The organism is Bifidobacterium subtile, from assembly GCF_000741775.1.
In the GTDB taxonomy this organism is placed as follows: domain Bacteria; phylum Actinomycetota; class Actinomycetes; order Actinomycetales; family Bifidobacteriaceae; genus Bifidobacterium; species Bifidobacterium subtile.
Window position 1 is genome coordinate 268817 of sequence record NZ_JGZR01000003.1, and the last position, 23493, is coordinate 292309.

Below are 23493 nucleotides of genomic sequence, written 5' to 3' on the forward strand. Positions count from 1 at the left end.
TCCTAGTGAATTTCTGTTATTTGGTGTCCGCGCCTATGCGCGAACGAGGATTGAGGTGCCGGCCGGCGCATGCGCCATGCAAGCTGCTGCCCGCCGATCGGGTCGACGCTAACGGCGTCCCAGCGTGCCGATGCCGGCGTCAGAGCAGCCCGGATGCGCGCATGCCGTTTTCCGCACGCGTGAATTCCTCGGAGCCAGGCCCGACGTTCGGCAGCCGCATGGTCGTCTCTTCGAGCACGCCGCGAACTTCGAGCGATGCCTTGGCCATCACGGCTTGGAAGCCGTTGCCGTTCAAAGCTTCGACGAGCGGGGCGAGCCGCACGGCGAGCTTCTGCGCGGCGTGGATGTCGCCACAGTCGAACGCCGCGGCCAGGTCGCGCATCGGGCCGGCGGCCACATGCGCGATGACCGAGATGATGCCGACCGCGCCGATCGACAGGAACGGCAGGAACAGACCATCGTCGCCCGAATACCAGGTCAGTCCGGTTTCGATGCGCTTGCGCACCGCGCCGGCTATGTCGCCCGTGGCGTCCTTGACGGCCTTGATGTGGTCCAGTTCGGCCAGACGCCGGTAGGTCTCCAGCTGTATGTGCACGCCGGTGCGGCCCGGCACGTCGTAGATGATGATCGGCTTGTCGGCCGAAGCATTCACCGCCTGGTAATGACGGAAAATGCCCTCCTGCGAAGGCCGCGAATAGTACGGCGCGACGACGAGCACCGCGTCGGCGCCCGCCTCCTGCGTCTGCTCGGCCATGCGCACGGTGTGAATCGTGTCGTTCGAGCCGGCTCCGGAGATCACCGGAACGTCCACGACGTCCTTGACGGCCTTGACCAGATCGACCTTCTCGTCCATATGCGTCACTGGCGATTCGCCCGTGGTTCCATTGACGACAAGACCATCCGCCCCGTCCTGCACCAGCTGGCGGGCCAGGCGTTGCACCGCATCGAAATCGATGGAGCCGTCGGCTGTCATTGGTGTAACCATTGCAGGAAGAATGCGCCCGAAAGGCGCCGGGTCAAGAAGATGCATGGAACCGTCACTCATAGTGCTCACGGTACTTCGCGGGCGGGACGCAGCAGCGCCCTATACGATGAGGGGCGCGGCTTGATGAGCAAAGCCGCACCCCTCGTCCGATAGCACATCACCTAGGCAGCTTTGCCGCTAGGCCTTGTCGACGGCATGGCCGCCGAACTGGTTGCGCAGGGCGGCCACCACTTTCATGGTCATCGGGTCGTCAAGCTGCGAATTCTGGCGGGCGAAGAGCGATGCGGCGGTCACGGGCAGCGGCACGCCGAGGTTCAGACCGTCCTCGATCATCCACTTGGCTTCGCCGGTCTCCTGCGCACGCCCGGCGATATGCTCCAGATCCTTGTCGTCATCCAGCGCGCGCACCAGCAGATCGAGCAGCCAGGAGCGCACGACCGAGCCTTCGCGCCAGGAATCGCACACATCGCGCGGATTATCGACCAGCTCGCTGGCCTCCATCATCGCGTAGCCCTCACCCAGGGCCTGCATCATGCCGTATTCGATGCCGTTGTGAATCATCTTGACGTAATGTCCCGCGCCGACCGGACCGGCGTGCACCAGACCGCTGTCGCCCTGCGGCTTCAGGGTTTCCAGCACCGGCCTGATGTGCTCGTAGTCCTCGGCGGAGCCGCCGGCCATAAGCGCATAGCCTTCGGTGCGGCCCCAGACACCGCCCGAGGTGCCGACATCCATGAAATGAATGCCGTGCTGCTCCAGTTCCTTGGCATGACGCTGGTCCTCGCGATACCGGGTGTTGCCGCCGTCGATCACGAGGTCGCCTGGCTCCAGCAGCTGCGCGAGCTGGTCGACGGTGCTGTCGGTGGGCTTGCCGGCGGGCACCATGATCCAGATGGCGCGCGGCGCCTCGAGCGCGGCGACCAGCGCCTCCAGCGAGTCCACGTCGCGGCCCGAGTCCGGGGACATATCGAAGCCGACGACATCGTGGCCGCCGTTTTTGAGTCTGGCGACCATATTGCCGCCCATGCGGCCAAGTCCGATCATGCCGATTTTCATGAGGGTTCCTTTCCCTAGGGGTTTTGCTGTTGTTGTGCGGTTGCGGTTAGCTGTTGTGCGGTTGTGGTTGCTGTTCGTTGCGGCTATTCGTTGTAGTTGCTCGTTGCGGCCGATCGCAATGAGGCGAAATCACGCGGATCGCCCCGGTCTTCGATCAGGCTTCCCGCCTCGCTCAGCCTTCCAGCGCGTCGATGACGGCCTGGGTCTCCTGCTCGACAGTCATATGCCGGCTCAGATCGATGGTCAGGTGCACCTCGTCCGCGCTCGGCGGCTCAAGGATCGCGAACTGCGAATCAAGCATCGCCGGCTTCATGAAATGGCCGCTGCGATGCGAGAGCAGCTCCATCACCGTGTCATAGTCGCCGCTGAGATACACGAAGACGACGCCGGGCAAGCGCAGCTTGTCGCGGTAGACCTTCTTCAGCGCCGAGCAGGTCAGGACACCCGGCTTGCCGCTTTCAACATGCTCGCGGATCCATGCGGCGAGCTTATCGAGCCAGCCCCAGCGGTCATCGTCGGTGAGCGGGATGCCCGCCGCCATCTTGTCGATATTCGCCTGAGGGTGGAAGTCGTCGGCTTCGGCGCTGTCCCAGCCCTGACGTTCGGCGATGGCTGTGGCGACGGAGGTCTTGCCGCAGCCGCACACTCCCATCACTACGAGAATCGGCGCGGCATCGCGCAGATAGCCGTCGGGAATGGTGTTTTCAATGACTTCTTCGGTGGTATCGAGTGTCATGGTCGGTGTCTCTTGCTCGCTCACGAGTACGCTCCGTTTCTTGTTTGCTGGTTTCTCGCCTGCTGCTGATTACTGATTATTACTGTGCATTGTTGCGCGATACGCGCCTGCGGTTGTTATCTTGCTCATATTTTTTTCGGTTCGCTGCGCTAGACGCCGATCGGCACGAAGATGCTCGCGATGAGCACCAGCGCCAGCACGACTACGGACAGCAGGCATTCCAGCACGGACCAGGTCTTGAAGGTCTGGCCGACGTCGAGGTTGAAGTATTCCTTGACCAGCCAGAAGCCGGCGTCGTTGACGTGCGAGAGGAAGATCGAGCCGGCGCCGATGGCGAGCACCAGCAGCGAAACCGCAGCCGGGGACGCGCCCATAGAGTCCATGACCGGGCCGAGGATGCCGGCGGTCGTCATGATGGAGACGGTGGCCGAGCCGGTCGCGACGCGCACGAAGACAGCGATGAGCCAGCCGAGCAGCAGAATCGAGATATGCGAATCTTGGACGAAATTGCCGATCATCGTGCCGATGCCGGTGTCGACGAGCACGCCCTTGTAGCCGCCGCCACCGCCGACGATGAGCAGGATGCCGGCGACGGACGGCAGCGCCGCGCCGAGGGAGTCGTTGATCTTCTTGAACGGGATATGGCCCACCGTGCCAAGCGTGATCATGGAGAACAACACGGCGATGAGCAGCGCCAGCTCCGGCTTGCCCAGGAAGCTCACGAGCTGGGTCGACATGACCTGAGAGGCATATGCCTTGGGCGCTGCGATCTCGCAGATCGCGTTGACCAGCATCAGGACGGCCGGCAGCAGGATGCACAGCACCGACAGGCCGAAGGAAGGCAGTCCGTGGCCGTCCGCGCCGCGATCCTCTTTGGAATCGGCGAAGTTCGCAGGAGCACCGACCGGCACCCACTTCGCGGAGATCGTGGCGAAGGCCGGGCCGACGATGACGATGGTCAGGATGGCGATCGGGATGCCGAACATCATGGTGATGCCGACGCTAGGGTTGTTCTTGAAGCAGCTCAGCGCCGCCAGCGGGCCGGGGTGCGGCGGGACGCACGCGTGCATCACCGACAAGCCCGCCAGGGTGGGGATGGCCACCTTCATCAGCGGCAGACCGGTGCGGCGCGTGACGAGTACGATCACCGGAACCAGCATGACCAAGCCGACCTCGAAGAACATCGGCAGGCCGATGAGCGCACCGATAACCGCCATCGTCCACGGGATCATCGCCTTCGAGGAGCGCGACACCAAAGTGTCGACGATGCTGTCGGCCGCCCCGGTGTCCATGAGCACGCGGCCGAGCATCGCGCCCAGCCCAATGAGGATTCCGACGCTGGCCATCGTCGAGCCGAAGGACGTGCTGAAACTGGTGATGGTGTTGACAGGTCCGTACCCCGATCCAAGGCCGACGACAAGACCGGCCAGAATCAGGGATACGAAAGGATGCAGCTTGGCTACGGTGACCAGCAGCACCAGCACGACGATGCTGGCGATCACGCTCACGCCCAGTTGCGTTGTATTCAGATGCGGTGCAGTCGCCGCCACAGCGAGCACAGTATTCATCCGCCACCTCTTCTTCGAGAACAATGAATATTTTATTGGATGTTATATGTCGGCAAACAACGTTGTTTTGTATGCCATAACGACAATATATACACGTATTGCATGTTTACGCAATCTGAAACACGCCGTATGATCTGTTATCTGCGTCATAGTTATGCCAGGCCTATGCCATAAGCAACCAGCCGAAGGCGTTATGCCGTACGCAACAGCGTTGCGCCGTACTTATAAACACTGTGCAGAAGACACTGTGCAAGTGACACTGTGCCATACTTGAAGGCATGACGGATAGGTACTCGACTGAAGCTGCAGCGGGCAGCCATATCCATTCCCCGGAGGCTGCGCCGCCGCCGACAGCCGCATCGACGAAGTCTTTGCGGCTGTCGGCGGCGGCGCAATCGCCGTTGGCGCAATCACCGGCGCAACCGTCGGCAGCCGGCCCGCAGGACGAGGCCAGCCTGCACGACCGTCTGCTTGAAGAATGGGGCTCGGCCATAGCCGCAGGACGAGTCGGGCCCGGCGAACGACTGCCGGAGCCAAGCGCGGAGCTCGGCGCCCCCTCGCGCACCGTCACCCGTGAGGTGACCCGCGTCTTGGAATCGAAAGGCATGGTGAGCGTCCGGCGCAAAACCGGCGCGATAGCCACCCCTTCGGCGCAGTGGAACCCCTATGACAGGCAGATCATCCGCTGGCGGCTCAACGGGCCGGAGCGGCTCGCCACCCTGCATGAGCTGTCGCAGCTGCGCGTGGCAATGGAACCCGCCGCGGCATTCCTGGCTGCGCAAAGCGCCACCCCGCGCGACTGGGCGATGCTCACGCAGGCCACCATGGATATGGTCGCCTATTCGAATCACGCCAACGAAACCGAATATCTGCAGGCCGACATTCTGTTTCATCGCACTTTGCTTGCGGCGACCGGCAATCGGATGTTCGCGGCGCTGGACGGCATCATCGTCGCCACGCTCGAAGGGCGCACCGAGCATCAGCTCATGCCGAGCGTGGCAAACGCCGACGCCTTGCGCCGGCACACCGATGTCGCCGCCTTCATCCGCAAAGGCGATGGCGCTGCGGCGCGCGAGGCGATGGCGGATATCGTCAACGAATCGGATGAGGCCATGACGCAGATGACCGGCGGCGAATGAGGTGCGACGAGTGCCAGACGACGGGCGCTTTTTATTAGGCCGATTCGAGGGAATCTCGTGAGTCCTGGCACGGGAACGCCTAGATATCGATGCTCGACAATGACGGAATTCCGCCAAAACACTGCATGCCGGATTCGCGCTCTACTGTGCGAAGAGCCTAATGAATGAGAAATCGGCCTAACGAACATCCCTAACGAACATCATTGCATGCACGTACGGCATGCATGTACGGCGAATATAGCCGCTCAATCGCGTGCAACGGCATGCGCGCCAAGGCGCAACATTCTGCCGCTCAGAGGTCGAGGAAGGTGTCGAGGCCGACGTTCAGCCCCGGATAGCCGCCATCGCGCAGCTTGCGCACGGCGAGCAGCACCCCCTGCATGAAGGATCCGCGATCGAAGCTGTCGGCGCGGATGACCAGCTGCTCCCCCGCGTTGCCCAGCAGAATCTCCTCATGCGCGTTCAGGCCGCGCAGACGCACGGCATGCACATGCACGCCGTCGACCACTTGGCCGCGCGAACCACCGTCAGTCACCGTGCCGTCGGGCATGGGGCCGAACCCAGCCTCGCGACGGGACGCGGCGATGGCCTGCGCGGTATGGATGGCGGTGCCGGAAGGCGCGTCGATCTTATCGGGGTGATGCAGCTCCACGACTTCGACCGATTCAAAGTACTTGGCCGCCTGCGCGGCGAAGTGGTCGGCCAGCACGGCGGATATCGCGAAATTCGGCGCGATGAACACGGACTGGTCCGCGCGGGGCGCGTTCGCCAAGGCCTGGCGCACCTGCTCGAGCTTGTCTTCGTCCCAGCCGGTGGTGCCGACCACCACGTCGACGCCCTGCGCGATCAAGGTCAGCACATTGCTCAGCGAGGCGGAGGGGACGGTGAATTCGACCGCGACATCGGTGTTGTCCGAATTGATCTGCGCAGGGTCCTGCCCATGGTCGATCGTATGCGAAAGCTGCATGTCATCCGCATCGTTCACCGCCTGCACCACGCTGGCCCCCATGCGTCCCTTCGCGCCTACCACTGCGACTCTGATCATCCGTTCACCCTTTCCACATGTCGTTCGCGACAGCGAACGCTATCTCTGCATTGCCTGCATTGCCGCCTGCACTACTGCGATTCTGCATTATCCGTATGCGCCATGCGCCGCTGCCGGTTCCACGCATTCAGGCCTTCGGCCCGGCGGCCGACCCCGGTGCGGTGCGCTGGTTTCGAGCGTAGCACCGGGCCTTCCATAACGGATGGTTCGCAGCATACGTCGCATACCATGCTCACGAGGGCCGTGTCGAGAAACGTACGCTGAGCTGCCCGTATCGTACGTTTCCCGATTCACGGGGCTGTTCCGATACAGAAAACGCACGCTGCGCGGGTCAGCGTTCTCTTGTACTCGTTCTCGTCCTCGCCGTGTGCCGACGCGACTGCGTCCAGCCCATAACCGCCAGCACCAGAGTCACGAAGGTCGTGGCGCAGGGCAGCAGCATACCGGTGTGGTAATCGGCGACGTCGAGCACGATGCCGCCGAATGTCGAACCCAGCGAAGCGCCGACCTGCCCGGCGGTGGTGATCCACGACAGACCTTCGGTCAGCGAGCGCGATGGCACGGTGTTCTTGACGACCAGATTGCCGGTGGCGAACACCGGCGCGACGCACAGCCCCGAAAGCACCGACAGGAAGCCGAGTAGGATCAGATTGCCCATGGCAAAGCGGATGAGCACGTATCCGATCGTAAGCAGGGCCAGAAACTCGACCATATGCCGCCAGTTCGAGCCTTTCATCTCCTTGGCGCCGAACACCAGCCCGCCGATGCACGAGCCGACCGCGAACATGGCCAGCTGCAGGCCGAGCAGCTGCTCCCTGCCCATCGCCTTCATCATGGCCGTCACCGAAACGTCGAAGGCGCTGAAGCTCATGTTGAAGGTCACGAACACCAGCAGCAGCGGGAGGATGCCCTGATACAGCAGCACGCTTTTGGGTCTGGGTCCGTGCCGATGCAGTTGGTGGATGCTGAATTCGGCTGATGCGGCGGCGTTCTTCGCAGCAGCGACCGTTGCGACAGTGCCGTTTGCGACAGTGCTGCTCGCACCAGCGCCGTTCACGTTTGCAACGGTGCCGTTTGCAGCAGTGCCGTTTACGGCGATGCCATGAGCAACAGCGTCGTTGATAACGGTAGCCGCTGCAGCGTTATGTTCGGCGGCAGCGTTGCGTTCGGTAGCAGCGTTCCCAGCCCCGCCATTGCTCATCGCGTCACGCACATCGACGTCGTCACGTGAAGCGGCAGTCACTTCGACCATCTCCACGACCGGCGGCTGCGTGCCTTTGAGCGAGAAGAACACCGCGCCGCCGATTCCGCAGGCGAGCGTAGGGACGAACAGCTGCGCAACCGGGTGCACGGAGGTCGCCAGGAAGGCGGCCAGAATCGGCCCCAGGATGAACACCACCTCGTCGATGGCGGATTCCATGGCGTATGCGGTGTTGAGCTTCTTCGCATTGACGGGCCCGCGCAGTGCGTACGCCCAACGGGTGCGCACGAGCGCACCGAAGGAGAACTGGGTCAGCCCCATCAGCACGGCCAGCACGAACAGCAGCGCGATCGGCACACGCAGCAGCGCCGCGAATGCGAAGACCAGCATCGCAATGACCTGCAGCACCAGCGCGACACGCCCGACGCGACGCTGGCCGAAACGGTCGAACAGCCGCGCGTAGAGCGGCGTGACGGCTGCGAGCGCCAGAATATAGGCCGCGCTCATCGTACCGGCAATCGTCCAGTTGCCATACAGATGGTTCAGCGCCAGCACGATGCCCAGGCTCATCATGGATGTCGGCAGCCGCGCCACAGCTCCGGAGAGGCAGAAGGCCTTCGATCCGGGGACGGTGAAAAGCTCGGCGTAGGGCGAAGAACCGCCGGTCGCGGGGGTGCGACGTGACGACATGCTATCGGCGCACTTGCCAGCCGAGAGTTTGCGATTCGGAGACATGTCATCGGCGGATTTGCTGGCCGAAGACTTATCGCCCGAAGCGGCAGGCATCGACAGGGATATGGTCGAGCGCCCGCGCCCGAACTGTGGCATACGGAAAAACGCCTTCACCGCGCACCGTCCCTTCGTTCTGCCATTGCGTGGCCTGATTGCCCTGCAGGATTCGATTGCTCCACGCAGTTCGATTGCTTCGTGTTCAATCGCTTCGTGTTCAATCGCTCTGCATCTGAACATTCCATGTCAGAACGTTCTGCCTGATGTAATCGTTGTGGCATATGACTCATCGGTGCCATGCTGCCCATTCGTGCCGTGCGACTCGTTGCAATCCGGTCTGCTTGTAGGCGGCCTAGGATCTGCTCCGTTTCGCCGGCGTAGATGCGCGAGATTCCAGGGGCGAACAACACCAGATCGGCATCATCGGCATCCGAGATATTGCGCTGCGCGACACAGGCCATGCTCTGATGGTCATAGAAGCCCATATCGCAATCGCTATCGGTATGCAGGTGGAAGCGCTGAACGCCTTCACTGGCAAATTCTTCGAGCATGGCGCGCCACAGGCCGCCGCCGACCCCATGTCCACGGGCGTCTGCTGCGACGAGGAACAGCTCAAGCTCGGCATCCGAGTCGTGGTCGACGCCCGAGTCTCGCTCCATCTGCATATCGATATCACGTTGGAGCGCCATGCCATGCAAGGCATGCCGACCGGCGTCGCTGAGCGCCAACTGGCGGTCCAGCTCCCGCAGCTCTTCTTCGGCGCGGGGAAACAGCGGAGTTTGGCCGGCTGCCCGCACGAGGGTGACCCCCATGAATTGATTGTCGAGGCAGGCGATTCGCGTGCCTGTGCTGGGCGCGAGATAGCGCAGCACGAAACGGCGCGATATCATCATGGAAAGCTGCGGACTGTCCGTCGGCGCTGTGCGGCCCCAAGTTCGGTCGAACTCCTGCGTAACCGTCTCGACATCATCCCAGATCATGGGTCGGCACTCGACACGGCTGACGCTTCGAGACCCGTTCGCTACGCTCTTCGCGTTCGCTGCGCTCCGGCTTGTCGCGCTTTGGTTCGCTGCGTTCCGATTCGTCACGTTTTGCTTCGTCACATTCTGCGCGGGCATGGCTATGCCCCTCCTTCGTTGCATCACCATGTATGCCGCCCACACATGAGGTACGAGGGTCGCAGCCCCCCTCCGCAACGGCATTGCGACGCGGTTTCCAGTCGCAGGGCCTTACCGCTCGCGCGGTCGCCTAGTCATTGTCGGATTGCTGGGGGATGCCGGAGCTCAACTCGGCCAGAATCTCCTGTTCTGTTTTCGCGCGAGCATGCAGCTCGCGACTGCCCTCTTCGGGCTCATCCAGATAGTACAGCGTAGCGTCAATGCTGGCCAATGGCACGTCCTCAATCGCCGAGAGCAGAAGACGATACATGTCCAGCTGACGCAATTTGCGCTCGGCATCCTCCGGCGTACGCGGTTTCGCGCCCGTCTTCCAGTCGACGATGGTGAAGCGTTTCGGCTCATCATGGCCGTCACGCCCATCATGCCGCTCATGTCTATCGCCCTGTTCACGTCCCTTGCATGCCTCACCTCGCTCATTGGAGCTGCTGCCCTGCCCGTCGAGACCTCCGAAGAAGACCGCATCGAGCTTGCCTACGACGATCTGATTGCCCAGCTGCGGCAGTGCGACGACGATCTGCCGCTCCGCCCATGCTGGGCGTCGGCGTGCCCATCGGGAATCGGCCAATCGGCGCTCCCACAGCAGAATCCGCCGCTGCTTGGCGTCGCTGACGCCGCGGTCGGCGGTTTGCTCATGCTGGGCGGCCGGCCCAGAGATTCGCCCTGATGCCGGGTCAGCAAACCGCCTCGATGCTCCTTCAGCGTCCCGCGCATGCCTGCTGGCAGTTCCGGAACTTCGTTCAACTGCCTGTTCGGCGGCATCGAGTTCTTCCAGCATTTGCGCCCGAGTCTGGCCGGACGTCTCGGCCGCAATCATGCGCGCATCCGCGTCCCATGCGCTATCCGGCACGTCGTCGCGTCCGAAGGCATTGACGAAGCGCTCGGCCCACGCATGCAGCAGCGTGCCTGAAAGCGCTGCAGGGGAGGCGACCTGGGGTATCGGGCGGACCAGACCACGCCAGAACCGCTGCTCCTCACGTGCATTCATCGAGCCGGAACGCGCCTGCAGCGCGGTGACGTTCTGCCGTCGATTGGCCAAGATCCGTTTGCCTCGCTCGCGAACGACATCATTCAACGTGCGGGTCGAAGTCCCGTCGCCGCCAACGGTCCACGGCATGAGGTCCTCGTCCTCGACCAGCATCCGAGCCCGGAACAGCAAGGATCGCGCGGGGGGCAGTGCGCCGGCATACGATGCGGCCTCAGCGTGCGACGCCGTCTGCGATTCCCCGAGCATTGACGATCCTGATGGCTCCTGCGCATCCGGCATGGATTGCGTATCGACTGCCTTTGGCGGGACTGCCGGCACCGGTGAGACCGATGCCGCTTGCGCTGCTGATTCCATATGCGGATCCGGTGCCGGTCGCAGATCTGCCGCGATCGGCGAAGACGACACCGATGGCGGATCCGACACTGGTTTTCGGCGGCGATCCAACGCCTCGCGCACTGCGTCGGCCGAACGGCGCAAGGCGTTCGACACGTTCTCGCCCATGGTGCTGGGCCACGGCAGCGCCCCCGGACCCTCGTCATCCTCCAACTGGGACTGCCAGGCTTCGCCCACCACACGCCGCTGGTACCATTCGGCCCGCTCGCCGACGAAGAAGCCCTCGGGCAGCACGGCCTCGGCAGCAGCGAGACTGTGCTCGGCAGCCCGGTCACGATCGAGCTGCGGTTTGGCGAGGTCCTCGTGATGGCATAGCGAGTCGCGCACCTCGAGCCAGAAGTTCGACGGCCTGACGCGTCGCCCCTTGGCCTCGCCCGGCTCGCGGCCAAGCTCGTTCGTGGCGCTGTAGGTGAGCAAGGCCTCCTCGCGTGCGCGGGTCAGCGCCACGTATGCCAGCCGTCGTTCGTCGGCGTGCAGGCGTCTGCCGTACTCCTCGCGCTGGGTCAGGTACCATGCCTCGCGGTCTTCCTCTCCGACGCCTTCGTTCAAAGGCGCGGCGCCCCGCATATCGCCGAAGATCTCGTCGTCGATCTGCTCGACGTCGTCCAGAGAGCGCAGGGCCTCGACAGGGTCTTCGTCGTCTTGTGCATCATGCGGGAAGCGGGGCAGAATGCCGGCGTCCGCTCGGATCGGCACCGGCACTGCGGCTGGATCGGTCAGCCAGGTGTTCGCGGTCTGCGCGTATTGCGGCGCTACCCATGCGCCGTCCTGCATGCCGCCGGGATGCTCTTCGTCCAGACTGATGCTCAGATTATCGCCTTGGCTGCTGGGGAATGTGCGTTCGGCAAGGCCGACCACCGCCACCGAATCCCATTCCAAGCCCTTCGCCTGATGGATGGTCATGAGCACGGCATCCGCCGATTCGTCCGGCGTTGCGGCGCTCTGATCCTGTATGGCGGCGAGCGCATCAACCCAGGAGACGAAGCCACGCAAGCTGGCCCGCTGCCCTTCGGCGATCTCCTGCGTATAGGTGTCGATCAGCTGGATGACCGCGTCCATCGGCGCACGTGCCACCGCCGGGGAAACCGGCTTATCCGGGTATGCGAGCGCCTGGGCCACAATGGCATCGATGTCCAGATCCAGCGCCTCGACCGCCGTGCGCACCACTTCGGCCAGCGGATGGTTGAGCACGCGATGCACCTGCCGTATTGCAGCGCCGGCGCGCGTTATGGCCTGCCTGCTGTGCAGCGTCAATGACGGCATATGCTCAAGCAGCTGCGGCAGGTCGGCTCCGGCAAGCACGTCGCCGAGGAACACCGCATTGGGCACCTCGTCGCGATGCTCGCTCACGAACTGCGCCCATTGGCTTTGCTCAAGATCCGCGCTGGCCAAGCCGGCCTGCACCAATGCGCGGAAGCGGAATTCGGTGTTGCGCCGCTCGGCGATATCCGCAAGCGCCTGCAGCTCGTGCGCCGAAAGCGCATACCTCGGCGTGGCGAGCAGCCGCATCAGCGCCGCCGAATCCGTGTGATCCGCGACCACGTGCAGCAGCGCGAGCAGGTCGCGCACCTCGGGGCGTTCAAGCAGCGCCGAATAGCCGACGATCTGCACCGTGAGCCCGGCCTGCTCAAGGCCTTGCGCGAATTGCGACATCAGCGATTTCGTGCGGAACAGCACCGCCACATGGGGTCCGTTGCCTGCGGAGCTGCTGGGAGCATCGGTTCCTGCACCGTCGAGCCCGTCGCCATGCCCGGAATGTCTGGCAATCGAGGCGAGCGTGAATCTCGCCACGGCATCGATTTCCTGGCCGAGCGTCTCGTACCCCAGCACCCCCAACGTGCCGGTTGGCGCAGCGTCCATCGCCTGCAGGCGGTCGACGTCGACCTCATGCATGAGCGAACTGCTGGCTCGTCGCTGCCGCCCAGCCGAGCGCAGCGGGGCGGTGAGATTATTCGCCGCTTCGAGCACGATGCGCGCATTGCGGCGGGTGACGCTGAGCGCATACGGGCGATTGGATTCGCCCAGCTCGAAATCACGTTGGAACATGCGGAATGCGCCCGGGCTGGCGCCTCGCCAGGCGTAAATGGATTGGAAGGGGTCACCGACCGCGTTCACCGCGCTGCCGCCCGCGCCTCCCGCGCCCGCACTGCCGCCTGCGTCTACGCTGTCTGCGTCTGCGTTTCTTGCATTTGCGCCCGCGAATGCGCCCGTGGCCGCGCTGGCGGACTCCCCCCGGGAATTGTCATCCTGTACGTGCGATGGCGCAGGATGAGGCTGCGCGGGACGAGGCTGCACGGGATGGAACATGGCGGCGAGCAGCGCGGCCTGGGTCGTGGACGTGTCCTGGTATTCGTCAAGCAGTACATGACCGTAGCGTCGGCGGTAGCGTTCGCCGATCGAGGGGAAACGCGTGACCAGTTGGAATGCCGCCACGGTGAAATCGTTGAATTCCGCCATGTTGAGCCGGCGTTTGGCCGCGTTGTATTCCTGCACGAGCGTGAGCAGCGTCTCGCGCTGCGCCACGACCTGCCGCAGCTGGCCGCAACGGTAGACGCACAGCCGCCTGAGCTCGGTCTCATATTCCTCAAGACGTTGCCGATAGTGAGTATCGCTTTCTTTTTTCGTGCGCTTTCTCATCTTCGGCGTGGGCTCGTCTTCGGGCATGTCCTCGTCGCCGACGGCTTCATCCAGCCGTCGAGCGAATCCCGCATCCCATAGTCGGATGCGTTCGATGGCCGCTTCGACGCTTGCGCAGCCATCACCGATCATCGCGCCTGAGATGGCGTTGGACAGTGCGAGCACCGCATTCGCGACGGTGGCGAACGCGCCCAGCTCCTGACCCGTCAGCAGATCCATATGCTCGTCGATGACATTGGCCGCCAGCTGGTAGGCGCCGGCTTCGCTCAGCGGCTGCGTGTCCTGGTCGAAGCCGACCAGAAGACCGTATTGGCGCACGACCGATTGGAAAAAAGCATCGTATGTCAGCACTTCGGGCTTCAGAAACGCCCGGTTCATCGCCTCAAAGGAGGCTTCGCCGCTGGCGCTTGCCGGCGCAGGCTGGCTCATCACGGCCTGCGAGACGCGGGCGAGCAGTTCAGAAGCCGCCTTGCGGGTGAAGGTCAGGCCGAGAACGCTCTGCGGGGCCACGCCGCGTTCGATCAGAGCGATGATTCGCCGGGTCATCGTGTAGGTTTTGCCGCTTCCCGCGCCTGCGACCACGAGCATGTCGTCGTCGATCGGCGCGTTGACCGCCAGCGCCTGCTCGGGGCTGTCATTGATCTCGGCCACGCCGTTCACCCCTTCCTGATCTCGAAAACCGTGTCGCTGCGCCCGGAGCAAGCCGGGCACACGGCACGCATGCGACAATACTTCATATGGCTTTTGCTGGGGCGAGCGACCAAATGCGCGGAGCGGCTCGCCGCAGCCGCGTAGAACACCCTCGCGATCATGGTCAGCGCCCACACCGCCTGCGTGCCGCGCAACGCGACGAATTGCCGCCATGCGCCCTCGCCCACATCTTCAGGCGCGGCATCAGGGTCGAGAGCAACCATATCCGTCAGCTTCTCCAAACTCGTGTAATGATATCGCGCGGTGAATGTCGCATCGTTCAAATGCCCGTCGACGAACAGCGGCGGCTGGAACAGGCTTTCTGGAGCGTAGCTTTCCGCAGGCATTTTTCCCTTCGCCACATAGAACAGGTCGCTTTGCGCGATGCGCGGCATGGCGTTCAGCGCCGCCGCGCCGCCCGGCCCCTCTACCGGGAACGCCAGCCCAAGCTGGTAGCAGACCAGCTGCAAATCGCTGAATTGCTGCACGACGTCGGGAACGGCGCCGGTTTTATAGTCGACCAGCCGCACGACCGCGCTGCCGTCCGGCAGCCGGCGCGTTTCCTCGCGGTCGATCCGGCCGCCCAAGCGGATTGCCATGTCCTCGCGCATCGCTTCGGGCCAGCCGCCGACGAGCGTGCCCATGATGCCGTACAGATCGCGGCGCGATATCGAGTCGACCTCGTCGAGGCCGTTATAAGCCTCGAGAATGTCATCCAGCGAAAACCTGGAGGCGAACGAGCGCTCGCATGCGACATCGGCCACCGTCCCTACGCTTATTTTCTCCGCGTTGCCGCCCAGATATTCCGTACTATTCGAAGTCACGAAGTATCTGGCGATGCTTTCCAGCACATCCTCGGCCGTCTCGTCCTTGCGAATGGCGTTGTATCGGCTTGCCGGGTCCCCGATGGCCTGGGGGTCGTCGCGCAGCTCGCGATAGATGCCCATCATGCGCTCCGTGACTGTTGCGATGTGCGCGTCCTCGGACAGTTCCTGCAGAAAATCGGGTCTGTCGAAGCCGTTTTCGCTGGCGCGCTGCGCGACCGCATGAATCAAGGTGCCGAAAGCCGTCGCCTCGCTGCCTCGCTGCGGGCCGGCGAACCGGTTTTCGAGCAGCCAGCACACCGGGCAGGCCCATAAGCCATCCACTGCGGAAGGGTACAGGGAGACTGCTGGCCCCGCTGGAGACACTGGAGGTTCCGGAAGTACCGGGAGTTCTCCGCCGGCTTCCTTCCCGGATCTTTCGTCCTGCTGCGAGATTGCCGCTTCCACGTCTCCTGCGGAAGCGCTTCGCATCGCGGCGGGAAGGCCGCCAGGATCTGGCGTCGCTATGGTTTGCGGTTGCGGATAGGCCCAGTTGTCCGGGTCGGCCGAGGTGATGCCATTGCATGCCAGCAACGCCAACGCTTCCGCGGCATCGGCGGATTCCTCGTCTTGCAGCGGTGCCGCAGCGACCGCCCTCGCCTCCGCTCCTGTCGCCGTTTTCGGTTCATTGCCCTCGTCGCCGCCGTTGCCGGATTGGGGCTCGACAGCGCTCTGCGCCTGTTGCATAACCCGCCTAGACAGCAGCGCACGCGCCGAGGCCACGAGGCCGCGCGGGTCGGCATCCAGCCCGGAGAAGTCATTGGAGCCGCCGACCTCGCTGTAGCTGCGGGCCGTGGGATCAGCCTGCATGCGACGATCGAACAACTCCGGAAGATAGCCGTACAGGAAGTCGGACGGGGACAGATCATCGTTGGCGACCGCGCTCAGCGTCACCTGCCGGCCTCTGGTCAGCGCAGCGAGGAAACTCTTCTGCTCGCCGCACAGCACAGCTGCCAATTGCGGGTCGTGCCCCGTCAGCTCGAGCTGCCGGTCGTCGGCAAGCCGGCCGCGCAGCATGATCTGCGCCAGTTCCTCGCCGCCGAACATCGTGTTGCGGGCTGCGAGATTCGGCCACACCCCCTCCTGCATCGCCACGATCCATACGTGAGGCCAGTGCTGGCCGTCGGCTCCCGCCGGCGTGGTCACGGTGACCGCCTGATCGATGGGCGCGACTTTGGCCAGCGAATCGGCCTCGATGCGCATGGAACGCACCTGCTCGAGGAAGCCCTCGATGTCGCGGCTCGCGCCGCTGCCTGCAGCGTAGTCGAACAGTCGCATCGCGGCATCGAGCCGATCGTTGGCCGCCCGCCCGTCATCGGTGTTGTTCAGCGCCTCACGCTGCCATCGCTCGGCCACTTTGCATGATTCCCATGCCAGCGACAGCGCATACTGCGGCTCGTTCGACGGCAGCGCCGCCATCCCGTCGGCGACCTGCGCCACCAGGTCCCACATATGGCCGAAAGCCTCGGCGTTGGGCTCATGCCCGCCAATGGAGCGAATCACGTCCACAACGTCATCCGCCGCAAGATCGTCGGAGCCGCCGCATGCCAGCATCACATACAGCGCCTCGGGGCCGAGCTCCATGCCGTCGTCATCCAAGGATCCGCCAGCTGCCGATGCCGTCGAAAACGCCCGGTCATCCACCTGCACGGCATCGCGCTCGCGCAGCCTTTGCTCCGCAAGCAGCCTGGAGCGCAGCCGAAGCCACGACCGTTCCAGCACGGCAAGCGCGGATGCCGCCCCCTGCCGTTCCTCCAACGCCGGCGCTGCGGACATTTCATTCGCCGCGGCCGCTCTGTCCCGCGCAAGCACTGCATGCAAGGAGCCGAGCGCGTTCATCGCCGATTCCACCGGTGCCAGGCGTGCGGGGAATCCCTCTCCTTGCGCCTGCGAACCGATTGCGATAAGCGGACTGGTCATCAGCGCGGCGACTCTCGTGCGCACATAGGCGGCCAGCGAAGGCATTCGGCTGCGGTTCGATGGCGAGGCGGGCCCGTCAGTAACCGACGCGGCATCAGGTACAGCTGCGGGCTCGACGACGGCAGAATCAGCCATGGGCTCGGCGGACGGCTCCATGCCCAGTCCAGCGGTCGGTTCAGCAGTCGGCTCGGCGGCTGCCTCGCCAGTTGGCGCGATGGATGCCTCAGCAACAGCGTCGGAACGCAGCCGTGCGGAAGAATCCTGCCCTGTCCACTCGCGCTGCAGCCGCCTGCGAAGCTGCGCCAATTCGATAAGCGCGAACAGGCCTTGCACAAAGGGCTCGTCCTTCAGCGGCCGCGTCACCGAGGAATAGCGCACCGGCACTCCATCGCGTCGCAGCCGTTCGCCGAAGGCTCGCACCGTGGCGTTGTCATGCGCGATGAGCGCAAGATCATTCCACTGCCTGCCTTGGGAAAGTCGGGCTTCCTTGACCTGCCAGACGATATCGTCCAGCTCCTCGTTCGCCGAGCGATGCAGGGCCGCATGAATGTTGCCGTCATAGGTCAACGCGTCGTCAGCAGCAGGCAAGCGCGCAATCGGCAGACTGCCTGTGTAGCGTGGCATCTTCCAAGCCCGACGGGTCAGCGCAGTCGCGTCATCCTCGGGCGAGAGAATCGAGAGCGAGACCCGCGAGACCACCAGCGCATGGTAATCGGGTGCCGGCCCCAAGGCAGCTGCGCTGGCGGCGGTTTCGAAGTCCGCGTCTTCCGCACCCGCACCTGTTCCTGCTCCTGTTCCATCCGCGCCGACGCCATCGCCGCCGCTTCCGAATCGTTCGCCGTAGTCGGGCTGCAGTCGCATAGCGTACGCCGAGAACGGCGGTTCCAGCACCCGAGCATAGAGATATTCGGGATATGAGCCTCGGAAGGTCTGCACCGCCTCGTCGGGGTCGCCCACCAGCGTCAGCCGGGTTCCGGCCTCCGACAACGCCTGCAGAAAAGCCAGTCCCGCCAGCGTAAGGTCCTGGAAGTCATCGACGACCACATAACGCGGCAGTTCGTCTGGCAGGGCCTTCGACGCTACGGCCACGCCTTCGACGAGCAGGCGGGAGGAATCAAGCCGATACTCCCCTGCATATTCCGCGGCGACCATGCTCGCGTATTCGCGGCGCAGCGCGAACGCAAGCCGCCATTGCACGCGCAGCCGCTCCGTATGAGGGCTCCATGCTCCCAGCCGCCCGAGGATCTCGGGTTCCTTCTCATCCGAAGCCCCAAGCTCATCCATGCGCGCGAGCATATCGCGCAGCTGCACGACAAAAGCATCGTTGATGCCCCGCATGAATAAGGATTCCGTGGTCGCGCGCGTCGAAGCCGCCGCGCCCGAAGACGCCGACGCGACGGCCTCTCCCGCGCGCGCAGCATGAGGCTTATCCGCCGAATCGTCAGGATTTCCGTGGTTTGCAGGCGAGGTGGGGTCAGCGATCATGCTCGACCAGTCGTCAAGGGCGAAATACTCGCGCAGCAATGCGCAGGTCGCGCACTCGTCGCCCGCCATCGCATGGCGCACATGCCCGGCCATCACCCGACGGACGAGAGCGTCCTGCTCCGCCCCATTGAGCAGCTTCGGCAACGGGGCGCCCTGACGGGATCGGAGCGCGGCGATTATGCGGAATGCGAGCGCGGACAAGGTCGTCACCGGCCGTGCCTGGGAACTGGCCCGCAGCTGACGAATGACTTCATCGGCATAGCGATCGGCCGTTTTGCGGTTCGAAACCGTCATCACCGCGCCAACGTCGCCAAAGGCACGAAGCCCTGCCATCAATGCTTCGGTCGCGAATTCGGTTTTGCCCGTGCACGGCGGTCCCGCGACAAGAATCGTGCGCGCAGGCGCCCCGGAGGCGTTGGCCAGCGAGCCTTTGATCAGCGCCTCGACGGCTGCAGGCGTCTGAGTCCCGTTGGTCTCGTTGTCCATGTGCATATCTCCACCCTAAGGTCCGCCCTGCCCCAGATACCGGCGAGCCGGGCTGGCTTCACGCGACACCCGGCCGCGCTGGCCCTGCAGACACTTACGCAAAAACACCAAGGGCGCTGTGCCGATATGCGCATATCGCATATCGGCACAGCGCCCTTGGCTCGACTTGATCAAGTCTGGCTCATGGCTCGTAAGTCACAGCCAGCCAAAACCACGACCTACATATCCAAGTCGCCTTGGCCTCCCTGATCGTCAAGGAAGTCATCCGGGTTGAAGTCGTCGCCGAGCTTCAGATCGCCGAAGTCGATGTTGGAGAAGTCCACATCGCTCGCCTCGGAATCGGAGAAGCCGGTGCCCAGATCGTCGCCGCCCAGCCCGAAGTTCGGGTAGATGGTGTCGCGGATGGCCTTGTCGGGCTCCACGACCGCATTGCGGTAGCGGGCCAGGCCAGTGCCGGCCGGAATGAGCTTGCCGATGATGACATTCTCCTTGAGGCCCTTGAGCTCGTCCTCCCGCTGGCCCAGCGCGGCTTCGGTGAGCACGCGCGTCGTCTCCTGGAAGGAGGCGGCGGACAGCCACGAGTCGGTAGCCAGCGAGGCCTTCGTGATGCCCATGAGCTCGGGACGGCCGACGGCGGGCTTGCCGCCGTTCTTGACCGCGGCGATGTTGGCCTCGCGGAAGCGCGTCTGGTCGACCAGCTCGCCAGGCAGCAGCGCAGTGTCGCCGGAGTCGATGACGGTGACGCGACGCAGCATCTGGTGCACGATGACCTCGATGTGCTTGTCGTGGATGTCCACGCCCTGGGAGCGGTACACGTTGTGCACCTCTTCCACGATGTTGACCTGAGCGGCGCGGGGCCCGAGGATGCGCAGGATCTTCTTCGGGTCCACGGAGCCCTCGATGAGTTGCGTGCCGGATTCGACGTGCTCGCCATCCTTGACCAGCATCGGTGCACGACGGGTCACCGGGTAGGCGATCGGCTCGATGCTCGTATCGTCCGGGGTCAGCGTGACCTGACGGCCGCGATCGGTGTCCTCCACCTTGACGGTGCCCGGGAACTCGACGATCGGCGCCTCGCCCTTAGGCGTACGCGCCTCGAAAAGCTCGGTGACACGGGGAAGGCCCTGGGTGATATCGGAGGCCGAAGCCACGCCGCCGGAGTGGAAGGAACGCAGGGTCAGCTGCGTGCCGGGCTCGCCGATGGACTGCGCCGCGACGATGCCGACGGCCTCGCCGACGTCCACCAGCTTGTTGGTGGCCAGCGACCAGCCGTAGCACTTGGCGCATACGCCGCGCTTGGACTCGCAGGTGAGCACGGAGCGCACCTTGACCTCTTCGACGCCGTGCGCCACGAGATCGCGCAGCACGTCCATCGACAGGGCGTCGTCGCGCTTGTAGAGCACGGTCGTGCCATCGGCCGGGTCGATCACGTCAGTGGAGAGCAGGCGGGAGTAAGGACCGCCGTCAGCCGCCTTGACGAGCACGAGATTGCCGTCCTCGTCGCGTTCGGCGACCTTCATCGCCAGCCCGCGCTTGGTGCCGCAATCCTCCTCGCGCACGATGACCTCCTGGGCCACGTCCACGAGTCGACGGGTCAGGTAGCCCGATTCTGCGGTACGCAGTGCGGTATCGGCCAGGCCTTTGCGCGCGCCGTGCTGCGAGATGAAGTACTCGAGCACGGACAGGCCCTCGCGGTAGTTCGACTTGACCGGTCGGGGGATGATCTCGCCCTTCGGGTTGGCCACGAGGCCTCGCATGCCGGCGATCTGGCGGATCTGCATCCAGTTGCCTCGCGCTCCGGACTGCACCATGATGTTCACGTTGTTGTCGTCATGGAAGTTGTCGCGCATGGCGTTGGCGACCTTGTCGGTGCATTCGGTCCACAGGTTGATGAGCTCCTGGCGGCGCTCCTCCTCGGTCAAAAGACCCATGTCGTACTGCGAGTTGACCTTGTCGGCCTGGTTCTCGTAATCCTTGATGATCGCGTTGCCTTCCGGAGGCTCGACGATGTCGGAGAAGGACATGGTGACGCCCGACCACGGGGCGCGGGTGAATCCCAGATCCTTGAGCGCGTCGAGGGTCGCGGCCACCTGGGCCGTCGGATAGCGCGTCGCGATGTCATCGACGATCCTGGAGAGCTTGCCCTTGGCCACCTGCTCGTTGACGAAGGGATAGTCGGTCGGCAGCGTCTCGTTGAACAGGATGCGGCCGTATGAGGTCGCGAACAGCACGGAGCCATTCTTGAAGCGCTCCTCCCTGACTACGTCCGGGCTGCCCGGCTCGGGGTCGATGACGTCGAGATCGGCCGGCTCCCAATGCTCGGGGAGCACGAAGTCGTGCGGCAGGCGGATGAGCACCTTGGCCTGCGTGTCGATGTCACGGCGATCCACGGCCATGGTGGCCTCCTCAAGCGAGGAGAACACGCGGCCCTGGCCCTTGGCGCCTTCCACCACGGTGGACAGATAGTACAGGCCCAGGATCATATCCTGCGACGGCATGGTCACGGTGTGGCCATCGGCCGGCTTGAGGATGTTGTCGGACGCCATCATCAGCGAACGGGCCTCGGCCTGCGCTTCGACGCTCAGCGGCAGGTGGACTGCCATCTGGTCGCCGTCGAAGTCGGCGTTGAAGGCGGCGCAGGCGAGCGGCGGCAGGTGGATGGCCTTGCCCTCGACCAGAATCGGCTCGAAGGCCTGAATGCCCAAGCGGTGCAGCGTAGGCGCGCGGTTGAGCAGCACGGGATGCTCGGAGATGACCTCTTCGAGCACGCCCCACACCTCGGCGTCGCCACGGTCGACCAGTCGCTTCGCGCTCTTCATGTTCTGCGCGTAGTTGAGGTCCACAAGCCGCTTGATGACGAAGGGCTTGAACAGCTCCAGCGCCATGGGCTTGGGCAGACCGCACTGGTGCATGCGCAGGGAGGGGCCGACCACGATCACGGAACGGCCGGAGTAGTCCACGCGCTTGCCCAGCAGGTTCTGACGGAAGCGGCCCTGCTTGCCCTTGAGCATATCGGACAAGGACTTGAGCGGGCGGTTCGAGGCGCCGGTGACCGGACGACCGCGACGGCCGTTGTCGAACAGCGAGTCGACGGCCTCCTGCAGCATGCGCTTCTCGTTGTTGAGCATGATCTCGGGTGCGCCCAGCTCGATGAGGCGCTTCAAGCGGTTGTTGCGGTTGATGACGCGGCGATACAGATCGTTGAGGTCCGAAGTCGCGAAACGGCCGCCGTCCAGCTGCACCATCGGGCGCAGTTCGGGCGGGATGACCGGAATGGCGTCGAGCACCATGGCCTCAGGCTTGTTGCCCGTGGTCAGGAAGGCGTTGACGACCTTGAGCCGCTTCAAGGCGCGTGCTTTGCGCTGGCCGGAGCCGGTGTCGATCTCCTCGCGCAGCTCCTTGGAAGCGGCCTCCAAATCGAAGTCCTGCAGGCGCTTCTTGATGGCTTCGGCGCCCATGCAGCCTTCGAAGTAGTCGCCGTAGCGATCCTCCATCTCGCGCCACAGGTCGACGTCGCCTTCCATATCCCCGGCCTTGAGGGCCTTGAAGCGGTCGAACACCGCGTTCAGACGCTGCACCTGCTCGTCGTAGCGCTGGCGGATGGCCGCCATGTCGCGCTCGGCGCCGTTGCGCAGCTTGGACTTCGCGCTGCCCTTGGCTTCGCCGTCGGCTTCGAGCGCCGCCAGATCGGCCTCGACCTTCTGCGCGCGGGTTTCGATCTCGTTGTCGCGACGCCTGAGGAGGTTCGCGATTTCGGTGTCGAATTCGTCCTGCAGATCGGGCAGATCCTGATGGCGCTGCTCCTCGTCGACCTTGGTGACCATGTAGGCGGCGAAGTAGATGACCTTCTCCAGGTCCTTGGGCGCGATGTCGAGCAGGTATCCCAACCGGCTCGGCACGCCCTTGAAGAACCAGATATGCGTGACCGGGGCGGCCAGCTCGATGTGGCCCATGCGGTCGCGGCGCACGCGGGAGCGGGTGACCTCCACGCCGCAGCGCTCGCACACGATGCCCTTGAAGCGTACGCGCTTGTACTTGCCGCAGGCGCATTCCCAGTCGCGGGTCGGTCCGAAGATCTGCTCGCCGAACAGACCGTCCTTCTCCGGCTTCAAAGTACGGTAGTTGATGGTTTCGGGCTTCTTGACCTCGCCGTAGCTCCAATTATGAATGTCCTCGGTGGTGGCCAGACCGATTCTCATTTTGTCAAATGCGTTGACGTCCTGCACTCTTATGTCCTGTCTCTGCGTTGTATAAGCACTGTGTTGCATTAAGCACTGCTGTTTAAGTACTTACGTTGCCTGCGTTGTTGCGTTGCCTGCGATTGCGCGGCGCTTGGGCCTCGCAATCCGTTGCGAATCACGATTCGTTGAACTCCATCCCGCGCGAGGCCGGCCGGC

General features: G+C 64.1%; 10 protein-coding genes and 2 pseudogenes. 1 reads left to right on the plus strand and 11 read right to left on the minus strand.

Annotated elements, in window-relative coordinates; genetic code table 11:
* Positions 1-139: 139 nt before the first annotated feature.
* The 4 genes from dapA to BISU_RS03020 all read right to left on the minus strand — a co-directional run bounded on the left by dapA (position 140) and on the right by BISU_RS03020 (position 4345).
* Positions 140-1054 (minus strand): 4-hydroxy-tetrahydrodipicolinate synthase, encoded by a 915-nt coding sequence (gene dapA, locus BISU_RS03005; RefSeq protein ID WP_226839083.1) that lies wholly within the window; start codon positions 1052-1054, stop codon positions 140-142.
* 108 nt (positions 1055-1162) lie between these two features.
* A complete protein-coding gene (gnd, locus tag BISU_RS03010) occupies positions 1163-2041 on the minus strand; it encodes a phosphogluconate dehydrogenase (NAD(+)-dependent, decarboxylating) (RefSeq protein WP_024462691.1) in 879 nt (292 codons plus the stop codon).
* A gap of 172 nt (positions 2042-2213) precedes the next feature.
* A complete protein-coding gene (locus BISU_RS03015) occupies positions 2214-2801 on the minus strand; it encodes a gluconokinase (protein ID WP_024462690.1) in 588 nt (195 codons plus the stop codon).
* 125 nt (positions 2802-2926) lie between these two features.
* Positions 2927-4345, minus strand: coding sequence for a GntP family permease (locus tag BISU_RS03020; RefSeq protein ID WP_024462689.1), 1419 nt, complete (start codon positions 4343-4345; stop codon positions 2927-2929).
* Positions 4346-4623: 278 nt separating this feature from the next.
* On the opposite strand from BISU_RS03020, the gene BISU_RS03025 reads away from it, so the two are divergent.
* The gene (locus BISU_RS03025; protein ID WP_024462688.1) at positions 4624-5484 is read left to right on the plus strand and encodes a FadR/GntR family transcriptional regulator; all 861 of its coding nucleotides are present in this window, start codon (positions 4624-4626) and stop codon (positions 5482-5484) included.
* Between the two features lie 292 nt (positions 5485-5776).
* On the opposite strand, the gene dapB is transcribed toward BISU_RS03025, so the two are convergent.
* The 7 genes and pseudogenes from dapB to BISU_RS03055 all read right to left on the minus strand — a co-directional run bounded on the left by dapB (position 5777) and on the right by BISU_RS03055 (position 23322).
* Positions 5777-6529 carry a 4-hydroxy-tetrahydrodipicolinate reductase gene (gene dapB, locus BISU_RS03030; protein WP_024462687.1) on the minus strand — a complete coding sequence of 251 codons (753 nt, stop codon included), beginning with the start codon at positions 6527-6529 and terminating at the stop codon, positions 5777-5779.
* 331 nt (positions 6530-6860) lie between these two features.
* Positions 6861-8420, minus strand: coding sequence for an MFS transporter (locus tag BISU_RS03035; protein ID WP_024462686.1), 1560 nt, complete (start codon positions 8418-8420; stop codon positions 6861-6863).
* Between the two features lie 152 nt (positions 8421-8572).
* A complete protein-coding gene (locus tag BISU_RS12775; protein ID WP_161787721.1) occupies positions 8573-9271 on the minus strand; it encodes a GNAT family N-acetyltransferase in 699 nt (232 codons plus the stop codon).
* A gap of 436 nt (positions 9272-9707) precedes the next feature.
* Positions 9708-9968: pseudogene (locus BISU_RS13635) on the minus strand (PD-(D/E)XK nuclease family protein); the annotation flags it as partial.
* A gap of 110 nt (positions 9969-10078) precedes the next feature.
* Positions 10079-14297 (minus strand): annotated as a pseudogene (locus BISU_RS13640) (ATP-dependent helicase); the annotation flags it as partial.
* Between the two features lie 11 nt (positions 14298-14308).
* The gene (locus BISU_RS03050; protein ID WP_024462683.1) at positions 14309-19096 is read right to left on the minus strand and encodes a PD-(D/E)XK nuclease family protein; all 4788 of its coding nucleotides are present in this window, start codon (positions 19094-19096) and stop codon (positions 14309-14311) included.
* A gap of 218 nt (positions 19097-19314) precedes the next feature.
* The gene (locus BISU_RS03055) at positions 19315-23322 is read right to left on the minus strand and encodes a DNA-directed RNA polymerase subunit beta' (RefSeq protein ID WP_024462682.1); all 4008 of its coding nucleotides are present in this window, start codon (positions 23320-23322) and stop codon (positions 19315-19317) included.
* Positions 23323-23493 lie beyond the last annotated feature (171 nt).